We start from the raw sequence: 19429 nt of genomic DNA, 5'->3' as shown, positions 1-19429 counted from the left end.
AACCCGATGAGCAGCGTAACACTTGATCACGTTCACAAAAGGTTTGGTCAGGCAAAAGGGGTCGAAGATGTTCACATTCATATCGAATCAGGAGAGTTCTTTACTTTTCTCGGTCCGAGTGGCTGCGGCAAAACGACTACCCTGCGCATGATTGCCGGCTTTTATTATCCAACGGAAGGCCATATCCGCTTTGGATCACAGGAGGTTACATCTCTTCCTCCCCATAAGCGCAATACCGGGATGGTATTCCAAAACTACGCGTTGTTCCCGCACATGACTGTTTTTGAAAATATCGCGTTTGGCTTGCAGGTTCGGAAAGTGAACAAAACAGATGCAAAAGAGCGCGTAGAACGGATCATGAAGCTGGTGCGTCTGGAAGGCTATGGCGAACGCCGCATAGATCAGCTTTCTGGGGGACAACAGCAACGGGTAGCACTGGCACGGGCGCTGGTCATCGAGCCGCAGATTCTGCTGTTGGATGAGCCGCTGTCCAATCTGGATGCGAAGCTTCGTGAAGAGACGCGTTTCGAGATCAAGAGACTCCAGCTGGAGCTAGGGATTACGACGATTTACGTTACACACGATCAGGCGGAAGCGATGTCGATGTCAGACCGGATTATGGTCATGCAGAGCGGAGAAGTACAGCAGATCGGTACACCTCATGAGATTTACCATCGTCCTGTAAACCGTTTTGTCGCTTCTTTTATCGGCGAGACGAATCTGTGGGAAGGGACAGTTACAGGGTTTGACGGCGATGAAGTGCTGGTTCGCACGGCTTCTGGACAAATGCTCAGCGGATTTAAGGAAAATGCTTCTCCACGTGCACAGCTGTCAGTTGGGGAGAAAGTGACGATGTCCATCCGTCCTGAATCCGTTCTGGAGAGTGCAGGCAACGAGGGACAAAATGTAGTAACAGGCTCTGTTGTCATGTCTGAATTTACAGGGGCGTGTGTCAATTACGTCACGGAAGTAGGAACGGAGAGCCTGCGCAGCATGTCCATCAACCTGGGACGACCGATTAAACAGCGCGGCGATGCCATCGGCCTACATATTCCGAAAGAGAGCATTTATTTTGCCGGATAAGGGGGAAGAAGCTTTTGAGAGCAGAGTTGCAGCAAGCGCCGACAGCAGCCAGACGAAAGTCCATCACCGCTTCACCCGCCTTCGTCTACGTGCTGGTATCGCCACTCTTTTTAATATTGTTGGCTTATGTCATTTATCCATTGTTCGAAACGTTCGTTGCGAGTATCAAAATCGATGAAGAAATCACGTGGAAAAACTACATTCGCTTCTTCAGCCTCGAGCATACCGCCAATCTGGAAGCGTTGTGGAACAGTATCTACATATCGGTTCTGAGTGTCATTACGTGTGGAATTGTCGGGGTTGCGATGGCGTTTTTATTGGAGCGCTATGAGTTTCCAGGGCGAAAAATCCTTTCTGTGCTGGCTTTGGTTCCGATGGCGTTGCCTCCACTTATTGGCGTTCTCTCGTTTACCTTTTTGTACGGGGAGAGCGGAATCATTCCACGAGCGATCAAAGAGCTGTTCGGGCTTGCCCAGGTTCCTTTCTCGTTAAAAGGGATTTGGGGTGTGGTCGTCGTTCATACATTTACGATGTACACTTACTTCTTCATGACAGCTACAGCAGCAATTAAGGGACTCGACCCGTCCTTGGAAGAGGCGGCAGCCAGTCTCGGAGCGAATCGCTTTACTGTTTGGCGGCGCATTATTTTGCCGATGCTCACGCCAGCGATGGTCGCGTCTTCTCTGTTGGTTTTCATGATTTCGATGGCTTCTTATACGGCACCGCTCATTTTCGGAATTGACCGGACGATGACGATGCAAATCTATCTGTCTCGCACCAATGGAGATTTGGACATGGCTGCGACACAGTCTACGATTCTTTCGATTGTTTCTGTTGCCTTTCTTTTGATCATGCGTTGGTACCAAGGCGCGCGCAACTACCAGAACTTGAGCAAAGGGGTCAGCGTGCACCGTACCGAGATCAAGAGCAAGGCGGGACGCTACACCACGATTGTGCTGTCTTTTATCGGTACAGTCATTCTGATGCTGCCAATTCTCGTATTGGTACTCATCTCCTTCTCGGTGGATGGTACCTGGACGGTGCAAATATTACCTCCGGAGTATACCTTGTCGCATTACATGGATTTGTTCACGGATAGCAAGACATGGCGTCCGATTCTCAACAGCTTGCAGTTGTCTGCTATCGCGGTAATCGGGATCGTCATTTTCGGTGTAGCTGCGGCTTATGCCATGGTTCGCCTCAAGTTTCGCGGGAAAACGCTTCTTGATGTGTTGATCATGCTGCCATGGGCATTGCCAGGGACAGTTGTTGCGATCAACCTGATTGCAGCGTTCAGCGAACCGAATGCATTCAGCTTTGGGCAAGTTTTGATCGGAACATTCTGGATTATCCCGTTGGCGTATTTTGTCCGACATCTGCCACTTGTGTTTCGCTCTACCAATGCGACTTTGATGCAGATGGACCCATCTGTCGAGGAGGCTGCGCGGAATCTGGGGGCTTCCTGGTGGTACAGCTTCAGACGTGTCGTGTTTCCGATGGCGTGGGGCGGTATTCTCGCAGGTACGCTTTTGGCATTCGTTCAGTGTATCGGGGAGTTCGTGGCTTCGATTCTGATCTTTACACCGAAGACAACGCCATTGTCTGTCGCGGTATTCCAACGCATGTACAGTAATGAGTTCGGCACCGCTTGCGCCTATGGAGTCTTGCAAATCGTGGTCATCATCATCGTGTTGTTCATCTCCAGAAAACTGACCGGAGATAAAGCGGGAACGGCCGTGTAAAGCTGGATGCTTCGCAAAAAAGGGGGAGCTTCTCGTGGATGTCAGTGAATCGATGGACAAGAAATCACCGATGGTGGAGCCGACCAAACTGCCCTGCCCGCCAATTCCCGCATCTGTTCGCACCATGCAGGGGGAGCACGGACTGCTCGATCTGTGGAAAGTAATTAAGCCACTCGCTACCATTGCCAGTGCCATGAACACAGGTGCCCATCCGGACGATGAGCATAGTGCCATGCTTGCTTACTTGGCGCTGGGGAGAGGCGTGTATACCACGAGTGTGATCGCGACAAGAGGGGAAGGCGGCCAAAACGAAATCGGCTGCGAGCAAGGCACAGCGCTGGGGATTATCCGTACGCGCGAGCTGGAAGAAGCCTCATCTCTCAGCAATGTGACGCTTGGCATCTTAAGCGAAGAGCTGGATGATCCCATCCATGATTTCGGGTTCTCCAAATGCGCCGAAGAAACCTTCCGCAAATGGGGCGAAGAGGTCGTGTACGAGCGATTGATTCGAAAAATCAGGGAGCTGCGCCCCGATGTCGTCATCGCTTGCTTTGAAAATGAACCGACGACACACGGACATCACCGGGCGATTACGTTACTGACACAGCGAGCTTTCCACGAGGCAGCCGATCCACAGATCTTTCCTGCGCATAGACAGGCTGGACTTTTGCCATGGCAAATGAAAAAGCTGTATTTGCCTATCATGGACAACGATGATTATCACGTCGCTGTACCCGTGGGGGAATACGACCAAATCTACGGCTCATCCTATGTGCAGCTTGGTGAGCGATCGAGGTTTATGCATAAGACACAGGGCATGGGTGTCCATTACGACGAAGGCCCGACCTACAATTACTACCGCTTGGATGCATCTGTTTCCCCGGCACCGGAAAAAGAGCGCGACTTTTTTTCCGGACTGCCCGTCAGTTTTGCTGATCTGGCACAGAGCATCGCTGCAAAAGGCGGGCAAGAACTCGCCAAAGTGCTTCACCGTATGCACGATGCGGCTACAGATGTATTGAATGCCTACCCGCGTTTTGCTGAGGTGGCACAAAGGGTTCACCGCATGAAGGCTTTGCTTGCGACTGCCCAACAAGAAGTACGCAAGGCTTCACTCGATGAAGAAACAAAGATTGATTTGATGTATCGACTAGGACTCAAGGAAGCGCAGCTAAACCGTGCCAGTGCCGAGGCTCTGTCGTTGGTCGTGAAAATCAAGCCGGAGACAGGGGAGTGGGTGGCAGGCCAGACGACAACGGTTACCGTAACGGCTTACAACGGCGGCTCGCTTGAGGTTGAACATGTGCAGCTGCGTATGCGTGTCCCTGCTGGATGGACGGCGAAACCGCTCACGCCAACGGCTTTTCCACGACTTGCATACAATCAGACGGTGTGCACCGTATTTGAGGTATCGATTCCTGCACAGACAGAGCTGTTCCATCCTTACAAGCCGCCCGTGCTTGATGTCGAGGTGCTCTATTTCGCCTTCGAGACAGCCAGTACGATTCGAGTGGAGCCGGATAGCCGTGTAGCTGTGCTTCCGCCGTATGCCGTGACGCTGACACCGTCAGATGTGGTGCGAAACACGCTGCATACGGATGAGACAATCCCGGTTAAGGTAACACTGAAACAGTACCGTCCGGGAAGCTCTACTGCCAAGGTTGCTCTCGTTGTCCCGGCAGGCTGGAGGGCGGAGCCAGCCTTTGTCGATGTTCCGTTTTCTTTCCGCAGTGAGACGAAAACGATCGCTTTTACTGTTCATACTGCGCCGCAGGTGACGAATGGCAAATATCAGATCAGCGCTACGGTAGCAGGAACAGACGGTGTGACAGAGATCGCGCAAGATGTGCAGGTCATTGAATACCCGCATGTCGGTCGCACGTATTTCATCCGGCCCGCTACGCTGACTGTTCAAGCCTTTGACCTGGCCATCCCCAAAAATCAACGGATTGGCTACGTATCCAGCGGCTTTGACAATATGGATAAATACTTGCGCGCGGTCGGGGTGAATTGCCTCAATCTCGACGCAAACGAAATACAATCGGGAGATTTGTCCCGCTACGACACGATTGTTCTCGGGATTCGCGCATACGGATTTCGCCGTGAATTAATCGAGAGCAACCAGCGTCTTTTGCACTATGTAGAAAACGGCGGAAATCTCGTCGTTCAATATCACAAGCCGGAGGACAAATGGAAGCCGCACTTGGCACCATATCCCATTTTTATCGGCGAATCGCTGATTGATTGGCGCGTGACCAATGAGCAATCAGACGTCCGCATGCTGGCCCCTGACCATCCGATGTTCCAGGAGCCAAACGTGATTACCCAAGCAGACTGGGATGGATGGGTGCAGGAGCGCTCCATCTACAATCCTTCTCGCTGGGGAAGCGAGTATACCGAGCTGATTGCGACAAGTGATCCGGGAGAACCGGAGTTCCGCGGCATTTTTCTCACGGCGCACTATGGAAAAGGGACGTACACTTACAGCTCGCTTGCCTGGTTCCGCGAGATTCCACAGCTAGTCCCTGGCGCTTTTCGCTTGTTCGTCAACATGATCAGTCAGAAGCAGTAATGCCCCATCCACTCCGGGCCAACCGTGGGTCGATCCATGGCTACATCAATGAAATGCAAACGTACAGACCGCCATGATTGATATAGACATCAATCTGAATGGAATGGAGGAGTTGTTCATTGAGTAAGGGGAAACTTGCCAAGCTGTACACGATTGGGATCTCGACGGTGCTGGCCACGAGTTTGATTATGCCGGCAGCACCCGAGACCGCCCATGCAGACCGCGGGGTTGTCGACCTGTGGAAAGCCATCAAGCCGCTCACTACGATTGCCAGTGCGATGAACACCGGAGCACATCCGGACGATGAGCACAGTTCGATGCTCGCGTATTTGTCGCTTGGCAAAGGGGTGGACACATCCAGTGTCATTGCGAACCGAGGCGAGGGAGGACAGAACGAGATAGGCAGCGAGCTGGGTAATGCGCTGGGGATCATTCGAACCCGCGAATTGCAGGAAGCTTCCAAAATCACGAACATCCATCTGGAGAACCTCAGTGAAAAAATCGATGACCCTATTTTTGACTTCGGCTTTTCCAAAAGTCCGGATGAAACCCTGCAAAAATGGGGCGAGGATGTCGCGTACGAAAAGCTCATCCGCCATATCCGTACACTGAGGCCCGATGTCGTGATTCCCGCATTTTTGAACGAACCTTCGACTCACGGTCATCATCGCGCGATTAATGTCATTACGGTACGGGCTTTCAAGGATGCCGCAGATCCAAACATTTTTCCACAGCATGCAAAGGAAGGCTTGGCTCCTTGGCAGGTGAAGAAGCTGTATCTGCCTGCGAAGGAAAAGGATTACTCGGTCAAGGTGCCTGTTGGCGACTATGACGAAATTTATGGGGCCTCTTACGTCCAGCTCGGTGAAGAATCCCGTTTCATGCACAAGAGCCAGGGCATGGGACGCCACTATGACGAAGGGCCAAGCTTCAATTATTACAAGCTCGATCAAGCCATCGTAGAGACAAAAGACAAGGAAGCAGACTTTTTTGAGGGAATTGCCTATTCGTTTGACGATTTAGCCAAGGAAGTTGCCAGCCAATCTGGCGGGGAAAAAGTCGCAGGCGAACTGAAAAAGCTGCAAAAGGATGCCGCAGAGGTCATTGCTGCGTACCCAAGCTTTGCCTCCGTAGCCAAGGAAGCGCATGAGATGCTGGCGGATGTGGAAAAAGCGACGGCAGCAGTCGAAGCGTCCTCCTTGCCAACTGACACGAAAACAGACTTGCGCCACCGTTTGGGCGTGAAGAAATCCCAGCTGAACAAGGCTAGTGCCGAAGCGCTCTCACTTGTAACCAAAGTAAAGCCTGAGACAACCGAGCTGGTAGCAGGCCAAACAACAAAAGTAACGGTCACGGCTTACAACGGCGGCCAAGCAAAAGTCGGGAAGATCAACCTTGCGCTGAATGTGCCAAAAGGCTGGCAAGCCAAGCCGCAATCGACCACCAGCTTCTCATCGCTCGGCTACAATCAGACGGTGAAAACGACATTTGATGTCACAGTTCCTTCTGATGCCGCTCTGTTCCAACCGTATGCCGCTCCAGCCATTACGGCAGATGTCAGCTACAGCTTCGCAGGCTCGACGGCGAATAGTCATGTGACACCAGCAGATGCCATTGCAGTTCTTCCATCTTTTTCTATGGTGCTGAGTCCAAATGCGACGGTTTTGAATACGCAGAAGCCAGAGGAGCCAATCCCGGTCAAGGTTACGGTGAAAAACTACAATCCAGGTGCAGCGAAAACAACCATCTCTCTCGAGGTACCAAAAGGCTGGAGCGTAGAACCACAAGCAGCACCGCTTGCCTTTGAAGCCAAGGGAGAAACGAAGTCGGTTGCCTTTACGGTCAAAGCAGACGCTTCGGTCCAACCGGATAAGTATACGGTGACAGCAGTAGCGTCGGGCAGTGGAAAAGAGAGCCGACACGGAGCCCAAGTCATCCGTTACCCGCATATTGGCACGACTTACTTTGTCCAACCAGCGACGCTTGCGATCCAGGCGTTTGACCTGAAGGTGCCGGAAGGATTGAAGGTCGGTTACGTATCCAGTGGCTTTGACAATATCGATCAGTATTTGTCCCAATTGGGAGTCGATGTGACCAATTTGTCGGCAAAAGACATCGAGTCTGGCGATCTGGATCAATACGATACAATCGTGCTGGGCATTCGCGCTTATGGTTTCCGACCTGAGCTGATTCCTTCGAATGCGCGCTTGCTGAAATACGTGGAAAACGGCGGAAATCTGGTCGTGCAATACCACAAGCCAGAGGATAAATGGAAGCCGGAGCTGGCTCCTTATCCGATCAAAATCGGTGCTCCGCTGATTCAATGGCGTGTCACAGACGAAAACTCCAAAGTGACAGTATTAGCGCCTGATCATGCCTTGTTCCATTCACCAAACAAAATCACGGAGGAAGATTGGGACAACTGGATTCAGGATCGTTCCGCTTACAATCCATCTGAGTGGGGCAAGGAATACACAGAGCTAATCTCCAATGGAGACGAAGGAGAGAAGGAATTTACGGGGACGTACCTCACTGCCAAGTATGGAAAAGGAACGTATACCTACAGCTCGCTCGTATGGTATCGCGAAATTCCGTCACTCGTACCGGGTGCGATCCGATTGTTTGTCAACATGATCAGCCCACAGCAGTAATCATAGTAGAAGGGAAGGCGATCGTTCGACGGTCGCTTCCCTCCTAAAAAAAGATCAGACGCATAAATAGAAGCAGCTTACGAATGGGTAGGGAAGGAGATGCAAGATAAGATGAATTACAGAGAGCGAATTTTTCAACAGGAGGGAGCCAGTTTCCCTGGCAAGACATACGTGGAGGCGGTTTTGGAGCCTGCATTCAATGAAGCGAAGCACCATCTGCTGCATCCGATGATGGCGATCAACAAGGCACATTTGATCATGCTTCGTGAACAAGAATTGCTCACAGACGATGAGGCCAAAAGAATTGCTGGTGCACTGTGTGGGATCGAAATGGAAGAGCTGCGCCAATCGCATTACACCGGGCAGTTTGAAGATTTGTTCTTTCAGGTAGAGAGCCGTTTGCTGGAACTGGCTCCTGATGTGGCAGGAAATCTGCATCTGGCTCGCAGCCGCAACGACATGGGGATTACCATATACCGCATGGTGCTGCGTGAAAAATTATTGGTGACCTTGGCTTCTGCCCTCTATCTGAAAGAGCATTTGCTCCTCTTTGCAAATGAGCATGTGGATACGATTATGATTGGCTATACACACACGCAGCAGGCACAGCCGACGACAATGGCGCATTACATCATGGCGGCTACTGACATGCTCAGCCGTGATATCAAGCGACTGATCCAAGCTTATCACACAGTCAATCGCTCACCGATGGGGGCAGCGGCCTTGACGACTTCTGGCTTTGCGATCAGCCGGGAGCGGATGCGCGAATTGCTCGGATTTGATGAGTTGGTCGAAAATTCCTATGATGCAGTCTGCGGCGCGGATTATTTGGGGGAAGTAGCGACAGCCGTTCAATTGGCAGCGATTAATTTGGGGCGTACGGTTCAAGATATGCTGCTGTGGTGCACACAAGAATTCGCGGGGTTAAAAGTCGCGAGTCCATACGTGCAGATCAGCTCCATCATGCCGCAAAAGCGCAATCCGGTTTCTTTTGAACATATGCGCTCTCTGTTGTCCAGTGCAGCAGGCAATGCGACGACAGTGCTTACGATGATGCACAATACGCCTTTTGGCGATATCGTGGATACCGAGGATGACATGCAGCCGTACGCGTGGCGGAGCATGGGAGTACTCGAGCAGATGTATCGCTTGATGGCGAGCGTTGTGGGTACGATGGAAGTGAACAAGGATGTCCTCTTGGAGCGGGCAAAGGGCAGCTTTGCGACCGTCACAGAGCTGGCGGATACGTTGGTGCGTACGGATCAGCTTTCGTTCCGCAAATCTCATCACATCGTGAGTCGTGTGGTAAAAGAAGCGATGAGCGAGCAACTCGCTGCGAACCAAATCAGCTTGGAGCTGGTAAACCGTGCAGCCGTGGAAGTAATCGGGAGGGAGCTGTCGCTCACAGCAGAAGAGCTCAGATTGGCGCTTGACCCCGTTCATTTCGTAATGATCCGCAAGCTTCCTGGTGGACCAAATCCAGAGGAAATGAAGCGCATGATGGCCGTTCGTCAAGCGGTTCTCCAGCAGGAAACAGAATGGCTGGCACAGAAAAAGCAGGCGATTGCGAATGTGATGAAAGGGCTTGATCAGATGACAGCTGAATGGAGTGTGGGGTAATGGCAGTGGTGCGAATACCTCTTCTGGCAGTGGACGGAGGGGGCACCAAATGTCTGGCGGTACTGGTGGACCGCTCCAGAAATGAAGTCGGTGCAGGACGCTCCGGTTCATGCAATTATCAAGGAATCGGGGAGGAAGCGGCAGCTCGTGAGTTGGTTGCGGCGATCAGCCAAGCTATAGACGATGCGATCGCTCGTCAAAGCATTGCCCCCTTTATGAGCGGCACACCGACACCGGATGGACCAATCGAATGGGAAATCGAGTGCGCGGTGTTCGGGATCGCTGGTCTGGACACGGAGTATGATCGGCAAGTGATCTCGCGGATGGTGAGCAAGGTGCTGCATCAGCTCGGTATTCGCGTCCAGCAGTTGATTGTGGAAAACGACGGGTTTGCGGCATTGCTCGGTGCAACTGGAGGCAAACCCGGCATTCTGGTCATTGCAGGCACCGGCTCGATTGCTTTTGGTGTAAACGATGAACAGGAAACGGCGCGAGCAGGAGGCTGGGGGCACCGGGTTGGTGACGAGGGCAGCGGCTACTGGATCGGCAAGCAAGCGATTATGGCTGTATTAAAAGCAGCGGATGGCCGCGGCGAGCCGACTGTATTGAAGGAGCTGCTCCTCCCGCACGTAGGACTTGGACGCGTAGATGAATTGTTTAACTGGACGTACAGTGAGCATTATTCCGTAGAGAAGGTAGGAGAGCTGTCGCCGTTGGTCAGCCAAGCGGCACTCACCGGAGATAAGGTGGCAGCAGCTATCTTGCATGTCGCAGGCGAAGAGCTTTTCGACGCTGCTCGGGCTGTCATCGATACGTTGCAAATGAAAGCCAAGCCGTTTCAGATGATCATGCAGGGAGGCGTTTTGCAAAACGATGATCGGGTACGAGAGATCGTTGTAGAGCGCGTCCGAGAGTACGCTTCGCAGGTTGTCATTGAAAATGCGCAAAACGATCCGATTTACGGTGTCATAGCAAAAGGATTGGCTTATCTAGAACGCCAATCGGGCGGTAAGTGAGGTGCCAGAAATGAAAAAAGTAATGGTCGTCTTTCCCCATCCAGACGATGAGTCTTTTGCCTGCGGGGGAACGTTGGCAAAGTGTAAGGACGCCGGACATGAAACATGTTATTTGTGCATTACCTCCGGTTGCAAAGGACGCAGCGGTCCATTCGATATCGATTGCAGAGAAAAGCTGGCAAAACATCGAGAGCTAGAGCTGAAAACAGCGGCGGAAGTGCTCGGAATCAGTCGTCTCGACTTGTTCCGGTACCCGGATGGTTCCTTGCAAAATGCCGATCTGGATGAGCTGGTGAGCAAGATTCGGCAAGCGATAGAAGAATGGAAGCCTAATGTCGTCGTCACGTTTCCGCCGGACGGGGTAACGGGTCATCCCGACCATATCGTCACGTGCGAGGCGACGACGCGAGCGGTCGAACAAGCGGAAGCGAGCATGACTCCGGCAGAATATCCTGATCTGTACTATGTTTCGATCCCGCACTACTACGATCATTGCCCGGATCATGGTCCAAAGCCAGCGGTTCCGATTACAGGCAAGGTCGATATTTCGGGCTATCGGACACAAAAAGGAGAGGCGCTGAAGGCTCACCTCAGTCAGGAGTATTCCGTGAACCGCGCTTATCCGGGAGTTATCGATGGGGACTTTGGCGTTATTGGCTGCTATGAGTACTTTACCTTGGTACGGTCAGCGGGCAAGGCGATCGAGCCAGTTGGTGTGGGTGGCAGTATTCCTGTCATTGAGCTGTAGTATTTCGAATAGAAAGGGCTGACCAGCATGATTCTTGCTTGTCAGCCTTTTTCATTGGATAGCCCATCGGTCGGATTGTTTTGCCCTGCTAGATTTGCTTACAATGTGATCAAGTGCAATTGGAAATCAAAGGGAGAGAAGTTATGTCACACAGAGTCTATGTATATAACGTCAGTGAACCTTCTCAAGCGCAAGACAACGACACGATGATGGTGGAATGGGGCTATGAGGTCCCCCTACTTTTGCAGCCGCTTTTCATAGAAGGTGGTTTGATCGCCGGAAACAATTACAACAACCATACCGAACCGGACAATTCCGGACTCTATTACGACGCGTCGGCAGGCATCGAAAATGGGAAGCGATTCTACGATTTCCTGGAGAGACAGGAAGGGTTAATCCGTAACAAAGAAGCGTTTTTGGAAGCGAGAAATCAGCTTTTCAGCTATCTGGAGAAACGAAAGCTTCCGTATTTTCACATCGATGCCTGGGACGTATTCAATATGGATGACATCCCACATGAAGAGCAGGCGGAAACTTTGCGCGCCACTATTGCCCATAACAACGAGATCATGACAAAGGCAATGGACAACGATGACATCTCGGTGCTGGACTACTCCGAATTGATGGACGTAAACCCGGGCTTTCGTTCATTTGCCGAGCTGCTCAACTATGAGGACTATGAATACGGCTGGGGACACATCTGGCAGCCTTATGAAGAACAGCCCGACGTGGAGATTTTTGAGGAAGCCGGCTTGCTTGGTCTCAAAGACGCAGAGGGAAACGTATTGCTTGCCCCTCAGTTCGATGCCTTTTACGATTTCGCTTCCGAAGATCTCGCAGTGGTCGCCCGAGATGGCAAATACGGCTATGTACATAAATCCGGGAAAATTGTCATTTCATTGGAGTGGGAGGATGCCTACGATTTTGAATACGGCTCTGCTTGTGCCATTGTCAAACGAAACGGTCGATATGGTCTGATTAATCTCGAAGGCCAAACGATTGTCCCTACCCACTATGAAGAGTTAGAACTGCTTGATTACCAAGGATTTTATACGGCAAAGAAAGACGGAAAGTGGGGCGTGCTGGACCAAGCTGGTTCTGTAACGATAGATTTTGAGCATGAAGAAGCCTTCAAGTTCGGGGACGGATTTTACCATACAGCGGTCAAAGGCAGGAAAAATCGGAAAATCTTTAATGAATATTGGCAATACGTCGGAGACTTCCCCTTGACGGCGCTGGAACATATTGGCGAAGGGCTCCTTCTCGTCAAACCGCACAAGGATGCAAGTCACAGCACCTTGTACAAAAAAGACGGCACTGTCGGCGCATCTGGCTTCGATAAACTGAATCGGCAAACCTATTTTCCGAATCTGCTCGTCCTGCGCAAGGGGAAGAAGTACGCCGCTTACGGCAAGCAGCAGGAGAGCCTTCTGTTGCCGTACGAATACGATGAACTGATTGATTTGCAGGTTTATACAGAAGCAGGGCAGGGCGATCAGGTGCTGGCGAAAAAAGATGGAAAGCTAGGCGTTTTTTATGGTGATGCCGATCAGCCAGCATGGCTATTCCCCTTGGAGGATTATGAGAACATTTTTTGGCTGCATCAGGATGCGTATGCTTTGAAGAGAAATGGACTATGGAGCATTGCCTTATCGCCGGAAAAGCGATGGAGCGATTTCGAATTCGATTTGGTGGTGAAAAAGGATCTGGTCGAGGGTTTTGCTTATGCCTTCAAGGGCCACGACGTTTATGTAGTAAGCGAGTACGGGCTGTCGAGGGCAGATAAAACGCTCGTGCTGGAGGATGTCGAAGATCGTTATTACAGCCATTATTTTGATTCCGGGGTTCGCAAGCGACTGCTGGCCTATGCCCAAGGGGAGCAATCCGATGGTGACAGCATAGATCAGTACACGCCGGTAGAAACGTTGTACAACCTGGGCATGGAAGCGTATGAAGCAGGTGATTATGAGAAAGCCATTCTGTACGATACGCTTGCTGCTGAAAAGGGCTATGCCCCATCCATGAACAACCTTGCGCATACGTATTACAATCTAGAAGGCTTCGTGGATGCTGATAAAGCTTTTTACTGGTATGAATTAGGGGCTGCGGCAGGCAACCACCATGCTATGAATGGATTAGGCTGTTGCTATCGACACGGGATAGGCACGGAGCCTGATGCCGATCAGGCAATGTACTGGATGGGCAAAGCGGCAGAATACGGTCATGCGCTGGCTCACAACAATCTTGGCGCCACCTATTATGAGGGGGAGCTTGTGCCGCAAGATTTGGACAAGGCTCTCTGGCATTATGAACAGGGGGAGTTATTGGGCTCGCCGGTTTTTGAGTGGCTTGGCTATCTGCACGATTCAAAAGGAGACTTCGAAAAGGCGCTGCATTATTATCACCAAGATTACGAAGCAGGCGGCGATTTCAGTGCCTATAATTTGGGAATCTTCCACTATAATGGCTACGGTACAGCCAAAAATGTCGACGCCGCCATCACTTATTTTCATGCTGCTTTGGAAAGAGATTACCCGCATGCACATATCGAACTGGCAAGGATTTACCGGAATGAAGCGCAATATGCGGATGAGCTCCTGGCGAAAAAGCACATCGAAGAAGCGGAAAAGGCAGGTCTTGATATCCCTGAGGAGTTAAAAGAATAGAAGAAAAAGAAAACAAGCGGATCGACGACAAGACTCGTTGGTCCGCTTCAAAATAACCAGCATGCTAAACAATGGCTTCGACTTCAATCTCGACGAGCAGACGCGGGTCAATCAATGCCTTGACCTCAACCATCGTAGCGACAGGCTGAATCTCTCGGAAGAACTCCCCGTGTGCTTTGCCGATCTCTTCCCACTTGCTGATATCCGTCACAAACATTCGCGTTCTGACCACATGAGACAAATCGGCATTTAATTCTCGCAATGCTTTCTCAATCGTCTCCAGGATAAACTTTGTTTGCTCATAGGCATCGCCTACACCAACGACTTCCCCGTCCTTCATGGCAGTGGTACCAGCCACTTCAATCCGGTCTCCTACTCGGATTGCACGGCAATAGCCGACGACAGGCTCCCAAGGCGAACCCGTAAATATTTTCTTTCGATTCATAGTAGAAGCGCCCTCCTTTTCCGCAATAATTGGAATATACTACAAAAAAGAAGGAGAGTGGAATGGTTTATGGACTTTTTCCTCACCCTTTTTTCCAAGTACAAGTGCTTGATCCACACCGCGTTTGGTCATGAAGAATACATTCGCGTGGCATACAAGCTGAATGCTCATGGCATTCATTTTCGGACACGCAGTCACTCTCATACGCTTCGTCATTTAGGGGGAGACATGGGGATGATGCCCCGAGCAGAAGATCGTACGCAGTATGACATCTACGTGGCAAGAGAAGACGAACACCAAGCACATGTAGCGATACATTCTCGGTGAGGAATACCTGTACGTATCCTGACAACCTCCGATATAATGATTGGGATCAGTAAGAAAATGGTACAACCGAGGAGGAACCAGCATGTCCGTATTAGAGGCACTCAAAAGCAGAAGAGCCGTACGTAACTATATTCCGAAAGAAGTAGAAACAGAGAAAATCCAAGCGCTGCTGGATTGTGCAGTGTTAGCCCCGAACGACCGCTTGCGTCAGCCGTGGCATTTTTATGTGATCAGAGGAGAAGCGAAGCTGAGGTTTGAGGAAATCGCGAAGGAATTTTTGCTGGAACGTTTTCCGACCAAGCCGAATCTCGTGCAGGATTCCTTGGCCGTCCTGGAAAAAACACCACTCTTCATTGTCGCCACCGCTGATGTAATCCCAGGGGATGAAGCATCCTCAGAGGATAATGAATATGCGGTGTGCTGCGCGATTCACTCCATGTGGCTGGCAGCGAAGGAACTGGGACTTGGCATGGTATGGCGCACGAGAGGAATCGGCTTGGTTCGCGACGAGCGCTTGCTGCAATTCCTCGGATCACCTGAAAATAAAAAGGTCGTGGGCACCCTGTTCATTGGCTATCCCGAGGCAGATGCTCCTGAGACCAGTCGGGTAGCAGCGGAAGAAAAGACGACTTGGCTGTAATCGATAGAATAGCAATCCAGAAGAAGCCTCCTATTGCATCTGTCGATTATCATAAAGACAAGAAGCACCATCACTTTTGGGAAGCGGAGGACTATTGATTGAATCAGCAAGTAACGGATTATATCCAAAACATAACCAATGAATCTCAGGTAGAAGTTTGCAATCGGATTCGCCAGCTCATCCATGAAAACATCCCGAATGTAGAAGAGCAGGTGAAGTATAAGCAAGCTTTTTATTCCATTCAGGGCAAACAGGCATGTGTGTATTTTCCGGCAAAGGACTGGATTAACGTGACGTTGTTTCAAGCGGCGAATCTGGATGCTCCAGCTGGCTTTTTCGAGAAGTCTGATCATGCTGACCGGAAGACCATCAAAATACGGAACGGAAAAGAATTTGATTTTGATGTCCTTGCAGGCCTCCTCAAAAAATTGGCTGAAGCACAGTAGTTTGTTGCAACTAACTCTCCCCGTGAACGTATAAATGGTAAAGGTTTAACCGTACATATCGAGGGGAGCTGTTTGAATATGTTTGGAAAGCTTGCGGCAGACGCGCTTGGCTTGAGCAATGTAGGAATCGTGGTAAAACCAGCAGATTACGACAAGGTGGACGCTGATGATTACATCATGCACGAGGACCATGAGAAAATCTATTTTTTGATCAAATCAAAGTCCGATGAGTACTGCTTCACCAATCTGGGACTGGTTCATCTGGATGGAACGAGTGCCACCAGCAAAAAACGCATGCTGCGCCGCTATTCCTACCATACACACCCGATCTCTAACGTGTATCTGGAAACAGCCGGAACCGTCGATTTGGATGTAGAAATCAAGTTTACGATGGGCAATGAGCACTACTCGATCGATGTCAATAAAAAGCATTTGGAGGAGTTAAAAGACCTCTACAAAGCCCTTGTGAAGATCGCCTCGATTATGCACGATAACGAAATTGCGCTCCAGCACGCAAAAGAAAGCCTCCACGTCGCCCAAAGCACACTGGGTCGCGTAACTGGCCAGCAAGCAGACGTAGCTTCACAATTCAAGTCCATCAACCAATACACCTTCGATTGGCTGGAAGACATCCGATACAAGTATGTCGTCAAAGACTTTGGGAAAGTCTTTGAAAAATATATTCATAACTAAAAAGTAGTAATAATAATAATAATGAAGAAAAAAGAGCCTCTTTAAAGAGGCTCTTTTTGTATTTTAAGCGAAATCTTCGACATGCTCCTACTCTTACGAGTAGTTCAAAACGAGCAACCCAAACAGCTGTACGGGAAGGTGTGTCACATGTTTGGAAGGAGACCGCCCGAACGTAGTGAGGATACAGGCGACTGGAAAACATGTGGCACGCCTTTCTCCCGACCGCAGCAGCAGGAAGACAACGCTCTTTCGAGCTTTACTCCTTGTGCAAAAGCTTGCCGATCTTGAGCGCCAGCTGGATTTGAAGCAGCTCCTCCGAGTTTTTCAAATCCATGTTCAAAATCTCTTTGATCTTCTCGATCCGGTAAATAAACGTATTGCGGTGAATGAACATCGCTTTCGCCGCTTCACTGACGTTTTGATTGTACAGAAAGTAATTGTCCAAGGTCACCATAAGGCTCGTGCCTAACTCTTGATCATGCTCGTACAGTTTCCCCAGACGCTTCAAAAAGAAGTCTTCCAGTTCAATGTCCTTAATGTTGGAATCCAGGAAATGATAGACGGAGTAATCATCGAAATGAGAGACGTCGCCCTTGCTGTTGAACTTCTGCATCAGGCGGATCGCTTCATGTGCTTCGGAAAAGCTTTTATGCAGCGAAGCGATGTTTTTATACTGACGACCTACCCCAATAAAGAACAAGGTTTTCTTGATTTTATCCACAAGAGCGCTGTACAGCTCATTGGCGAATTGCTTGGCTTCACTTGCAGACACCACGGGTTTTTGCTCATTTTGTCCGATAAGGATGATGATCCGATTGTTCCGATAAAAGCAGGTGATTTCTCCAGGAGCTTTGCTCGAATAGTCATAGACGAGATCCACGCATTTTTTTGCGATCCGATCCAGCTCGTACTTGCGATCGATTATATCCTCCAAATTTTCCAGCTCAACCGGCTCGATATTAATGACCATACAAAAATACATGTAGCTTGATTGCAGCCCGTGCAAGTCACATAAGGTTTGCAGCGAGTCAGCCGAAGTGATTTTACCTGTGAGCAAGTCATCGAAAAAGTCTTGTCTGATCTTCAGCTTCACTTCCTCGATTTCCCTCGCCTTGATCCGCTCCAGTGCTACGATGGTGGACGCCTGCTCCAGCACGATGTAGTCAAATTCAGTCAGCTCCCACACGGTTTGCCAGACGACGATGTACCCGTAGATGTGGTTGGCAACGGCAACGGGTAGAATCCTGCATTTCACCTCATCATCTTTCGCATGGTAGATACGCTTGATCGACTTTTTGATCTGGCTAATATTTTTCGGGACGGACTCGGTGAAGTCACGGGTAAAAACAGGTCTGTTTTTGCTCAAGGTCAGACAGGAGTCAAGCGGAATCGGATTGTGCCAGATTTCCGTGTAATGGAGCAGATGCCAGTCCTGATCCAGAATAAGGATCGGGTTGTTGATGGTCTCAGACAGCTCGGAGGCGATGCGGTCCAGTCCGCCACCTTCCAGTGCAATGCGAAACAGGGCGTTATGCATGTCCAATGTTTTGCGGTTCAACAAATCATAGCGCCCGGAGGCTTTCTCGTTAATAATGGCAATCACTTTAGACAGCGTGTATTCAAAAGGCAGGGCCAAGAGCGGCAGTCCATACTTGTTGGCATGATCAATCATGTTTTGCGGGATTTGATCAAAATAGCGGTGCATCTTGATAACGAGCCCGGAGCAGTTGATTTCCGCCAGCTCCTTGATGATTTTATTTTGCAGTTCGGGATTGTCCTTGAAAATATATCCGGTGGAGAGCAGTAATTCATTGGAAGACAGCCAGTCAAAAGCATCCGGGTTCTCCATGATATTGACGATGGAGATGACGTTATTGATGCCTTGCTCTCCGGCGATGATTTTGATGCCGTCTATCGATTGAATGGTAAGCAAATCTTTGATGGTCAGCACCCTGTTCACTCCTTTGCCACAAAAGGATCCCTGTAATTGTGCAATGTGCACAAGTGAACCTCAATTTTTTTAGTTTCCATACACAATGACGATTCCATTCTCCCTGTCTAAAATAATGATGTAAGTACGGGGTGCTTGTCTAATTGTTTTTTAAAAGAGCAAGCGCTCAGCCATCTTGGCGGGTTGTTCAATCACGAGATCATGGAGGGCTTACTATGACAGACAAAAGCGTAGTACAGGCATTTCTCGAGGCAGCGGCTGAGGGGAATATCGAAGCACTGAAAAAGCATCTGGAGCAGGGCGTAGATATTAACGCAAGAAACAGACAAAAGCGTACAGCGATTCTGACTGCTGCCATGAACGACAAATTGGAAGCGGTATCGTTTTTGGTAGAAGCGGGTGCAGATGTAGATTTGCAGGATGAGACATGCTTCAACCCGTTCTTGTTCGGTTGCATCAACGGCAAGCTGGAGCTTGTCAAAATGATGATCAAGGCAGGAACAAACCTGGAGCTGTTGACTCGTTTTGGTGGAGTAGGGATTACACCAGCGTGCGAAAAAGGTCATGTGGACATCGTTCGTGAGCTCGTAACGACGACTGACATTAACGTCAACCATACCAACTTTGTGGGTTGGACACCACTGATCGAAGCGATCATCTTGGGCGATGGCGGCGAGAAGCAGCAAACGATCATCAAGCTGTTGATCGAGCATGGCTGCAATGTGCACATGGTAGATAAGTACGGCGTAACACCGCTTGAATTGGCGAGAAGAAAAGGCTACACCGAAATCGAAAAAATCTTGCTGGATGCAGGAGCAAAGTAAAGCGT

15 protein-coding genes are annotated in these 19429 nt (G+C 50.1%); 13 read left to right on the top strand and 2 right to left on the bottom strand.

Going from position 1 to position 19429, the window contains the following annotated elements; all coding sequences use genetic code 11:
* The first annotated feature begins 6 nt into the window (after positions 1-6).
* The 8 genes from FB479_RS18350 to FB479_RS18315 all read left to right on the top strand — a co-directional run bounded on the left by FB479_RS18350 (position 7) and on the right by FB479_RS18315 (position 14098).
* Complete coding sequence (locus FB479_RS18350; RefSeq protein WP_142066252.1) at positions 7-1083, top strand: ABC transporter ATP-binding protein; 1077 nt, start codon at positions 7-9, stop codon at positions 1081-1083.
* Positions 1084-1097: 14 nt separating this feature from the next.
* Positions 1098-2825 (top strand): ABC transporter permease, encoded by a 1728-nt coding sequence (locus tag FB479_RS18345; protein WP_106655539.1) that lies wholly within the window; start codon positions 1098-1100, stop codon positions 2823-2825.
* A gap of 52 nt (positions 2826-2877) precedes the next feature.
* Positions 2878-5397, top strand: coding sequence for an NEW3 domain-containing protein (locus tag FB479_RS18340; RefSeq protein ID WP_370511693.1), 2520 nt, complete (start codon positions 2878-2880; stop codon positions 5395-5397).
* A 119-nt stretch (positions 5398-5516) separates the two neighbouring features.
* Complete coding sequence (locus FB479_RS18335; RefSeq protein ID WP_142066250.1) at positions 5517-8048, top strand: NEW3 domain-containing protein; 2532 nt, start codon at positions 5517-5519, stop codon at positions 8046-8048.
* A gap of 111 nt (positions 8049-8159) precedes the next feature.
* Positions 8160-9668, top strand: a complete 1509-nt coding sequence (gene argH, locus FB479_RS18330) for an argininosuccinate lyase (RefSeq protein WP_142066249.1) — start codon at positions 8160-8162, stop codon at positions 9666-9668.
* Positions 9668-10684, top strand: a complete 1017-nt coding sequence (locus FB479_RS18325) for an N-acetylglucosamine kinase (RefSeq protein ID WP_142066248.1) — start codon at positions 9668-9670, stop codon at positions 10682-10684. Before argH ends, FB479_RS18325 begins: the two co-directional genes overlap by 1 nt.
* Positions 10685-10694: 10 nt before the next feature.
* A complete protein-coding gene (locus FB479_RS18320; RefSeq protein WP_106655544.1) occupies positions 10695-11432 on the top strand; it encodes a PIG-L deacetylase family protein in 738 nt (245 codons plus the stop codon).
* 143 nt (positions 11433-11575) lie between these two features.
* Positions 11576-14098, top strand: coding sequence for an SEL1-like repeat protein (locus FB479_RS18315; protein WP_142066247.1), 2523 nt, complete (start codon positions 11576-11578; stop codon positions 14096-14098).
* A 64-nt stretch (positions 14099-14162) separates the two neighbouring features.
* Here the strand turns inward: FB479_RS18315 and FB479_RS18310 are convergent, their stop codons facing one another.
* Positions 14163-14543: a RidA family protein gene (locus tag FB479_RS18310; protein WP_142066246.1), complete on the bottom strand. Its 381-nt coding sequence runs from the start codon at positions 14541-14543 to the stop codon at positions 14163-14165.
* Between the two features lie 57 nt (positions 14544-14600).
* Between FB479_RS18310 and FB479_RS18305 the strand changes: the two genes are divergently transcribed.
* The 4 genes from FB479_RS18305 (at position 14601) to FB479_RS18290 (ending at position 16649) form a co-directional block, all read left to right on the top strand.
* Positions 14601-14870: a hypothetical protein gene (locus FB479_RS18305; RefSeq protein ID WP_255438444.1), complete on the top strand. Its 270-nt coding sequence runs from the start codon at positions 14601-14603 to the stop codon at positions 14868-14870.
* Positions 14871-14952: 82 nt separating this feature from the next.
* Positions 14953-15510 carry a nitroreductase family protein gene (locus FB479_RS18300; RefSeq protein WP_142066245.1) on the top strand — a complete coding sequence of 186 codons (558 nt, stop codon included), beginning with the start codon at positions 14953-14955 and terminating at the stop codon, positions 15508-15510.
* A 98-nt stretch (positions 15511-15608) separates the two neighbouring features.
* Positions 15609-15956, top strand: a complete 348-nt coding sequence (locus tag FB479_RS18295; protein ID WP_106655549.1) for a DUF1801 domain-containing protein — start codon at positions 15609-15611, stop codon at positions 15954-15956.
* Between the two features lie 78 nt (positions 15957-16034).
* Positions 16035-16649 (top strand): PH domain-containing protein, encoded by a 615-nt coding sequence (locus FB479_RS18290; RefSeq protein WP_088908985.1) that lies wholly within the window; start codon positions 16035-16037, stop codon positions 16647-16649.
* 256 nt (positions 16650-16905) lie between these two features.
* Here the strand turns inward: FB479_RS18290 and FB479_RS18280 are convergent, their stop codons facing one another.
* The gene (locus FB479_RS18280; RefSeq protein ID WP_142066243.1) at positions 16906-18600 is read right to left on the bottom strand and encodes a PucR family transcriptional regulator; all 1695 of its coding nucleotides are present in this window, start codon (positions 18598-18600) and stop codon (positions 16906-16908) included.
* Positions 18601-18815: 215 nt separating this feature from the next.
* Here FB479_RS18280 and FB479_RS18275 point away from each other — a divergent pair, with 215 nt between their 5' ends.
* Positions 18816-19424 (top strand): ankyrin repeat domain-containing protein, encoded by a 609-nt coding sequence (locus FB479_RS18275; RefSeq protein ID WP_142066242.1) that lies wholly within the window; start codon positions 18816-18818, stop codon positions 19422-19424.
* Positions 19425-19429 lie beyond the last annotated feature (5 nt).

The sequence above is a fragment of the Brevibacillus sp. AG162 genome (genome assembly GCF_006715575.1).
GTDB lineage: Bacteria > Bacillota > Bacilli > Brevibacillales > Brevibacillaceae > Brevibacillus > Brevibacillus brevis.
The sequence above is the reverse complement of the archived record's forward strand: the minus strand, read 5'-3'. Positions and strand labels throughout refer to the sequence as shown.

Bases quoted from the DNA above. Each gene is read 5' to 3' on its own strand.
- FB479_RS18315 (WP_142066247.1), top strand. From the start codon at position 11,576: ATGTCACACAGAGTCTATGTATATAACGTCAGTGAACCTTCTCAAGCG.
- FB479_RS18320 (WP_106655544.1), top strand. From the start codon at position 10,695: ATGAAAAAAGTAATGGTCGTCTTTCCCCATCCAGACGATGAGTCTTTT.
- argH (WP_142066249.1), top strand. From the start codon at position 8,160: ATGAATTACAGAGAGCGAATTTTTCAACAGGAGGGAGCCAGTTTCCCT.
- FB479_RS18325 (WP_142066248.1), top strand. From the start codon at position 9,668: ATGGCAGTGGTGCGAATACCTCTTCTGGCAGTGGACGGAGGGGGCACC.
- FB479_RS18340 (WP_370511693.1), top strand. From the start codon at position 2,878: ATGGACAAGAAATCACCGATGGTGGAGCCGACCAAACTGCCCTGCCCG.
- FB479_RS18290 (WP_088908985.1), top strand. From the start codon at position 16,035: ATGTTTGGAAAGCTTGCGGCAGACGCGCTTGGCTTGAGCAATGTAGGA.
- FB479_RS18310 (WP_142066246.1), bottom strand. From the start codon at position 14,543: ATGAATCGAAAGAAAATATTTACGGGTTCGCCTTGGGAGCCTGTCGTC.
- FB479_RS18300 (WP_142066245.1), top strand. From the start codon at position 14,953: ATGTCCGTATTAGAGGCACTCAAAAGCAGAAGAGCCGTACGTAACTAT.
- FB479_RS18350 (WP_142066252.1), top strand. From the start codon at position 7: ATGAGCAGCGTAACACTTGATCACGTTCACAAAAGGTTTGGTCAGGCA.
- FB479_RS18275 (WP_142066242.1), top strand. From the start codon at position 18,816: ATGACAGACAAAAGCGTAGTACAGGCATTTCTCGAGGCAGCGGCTGAG.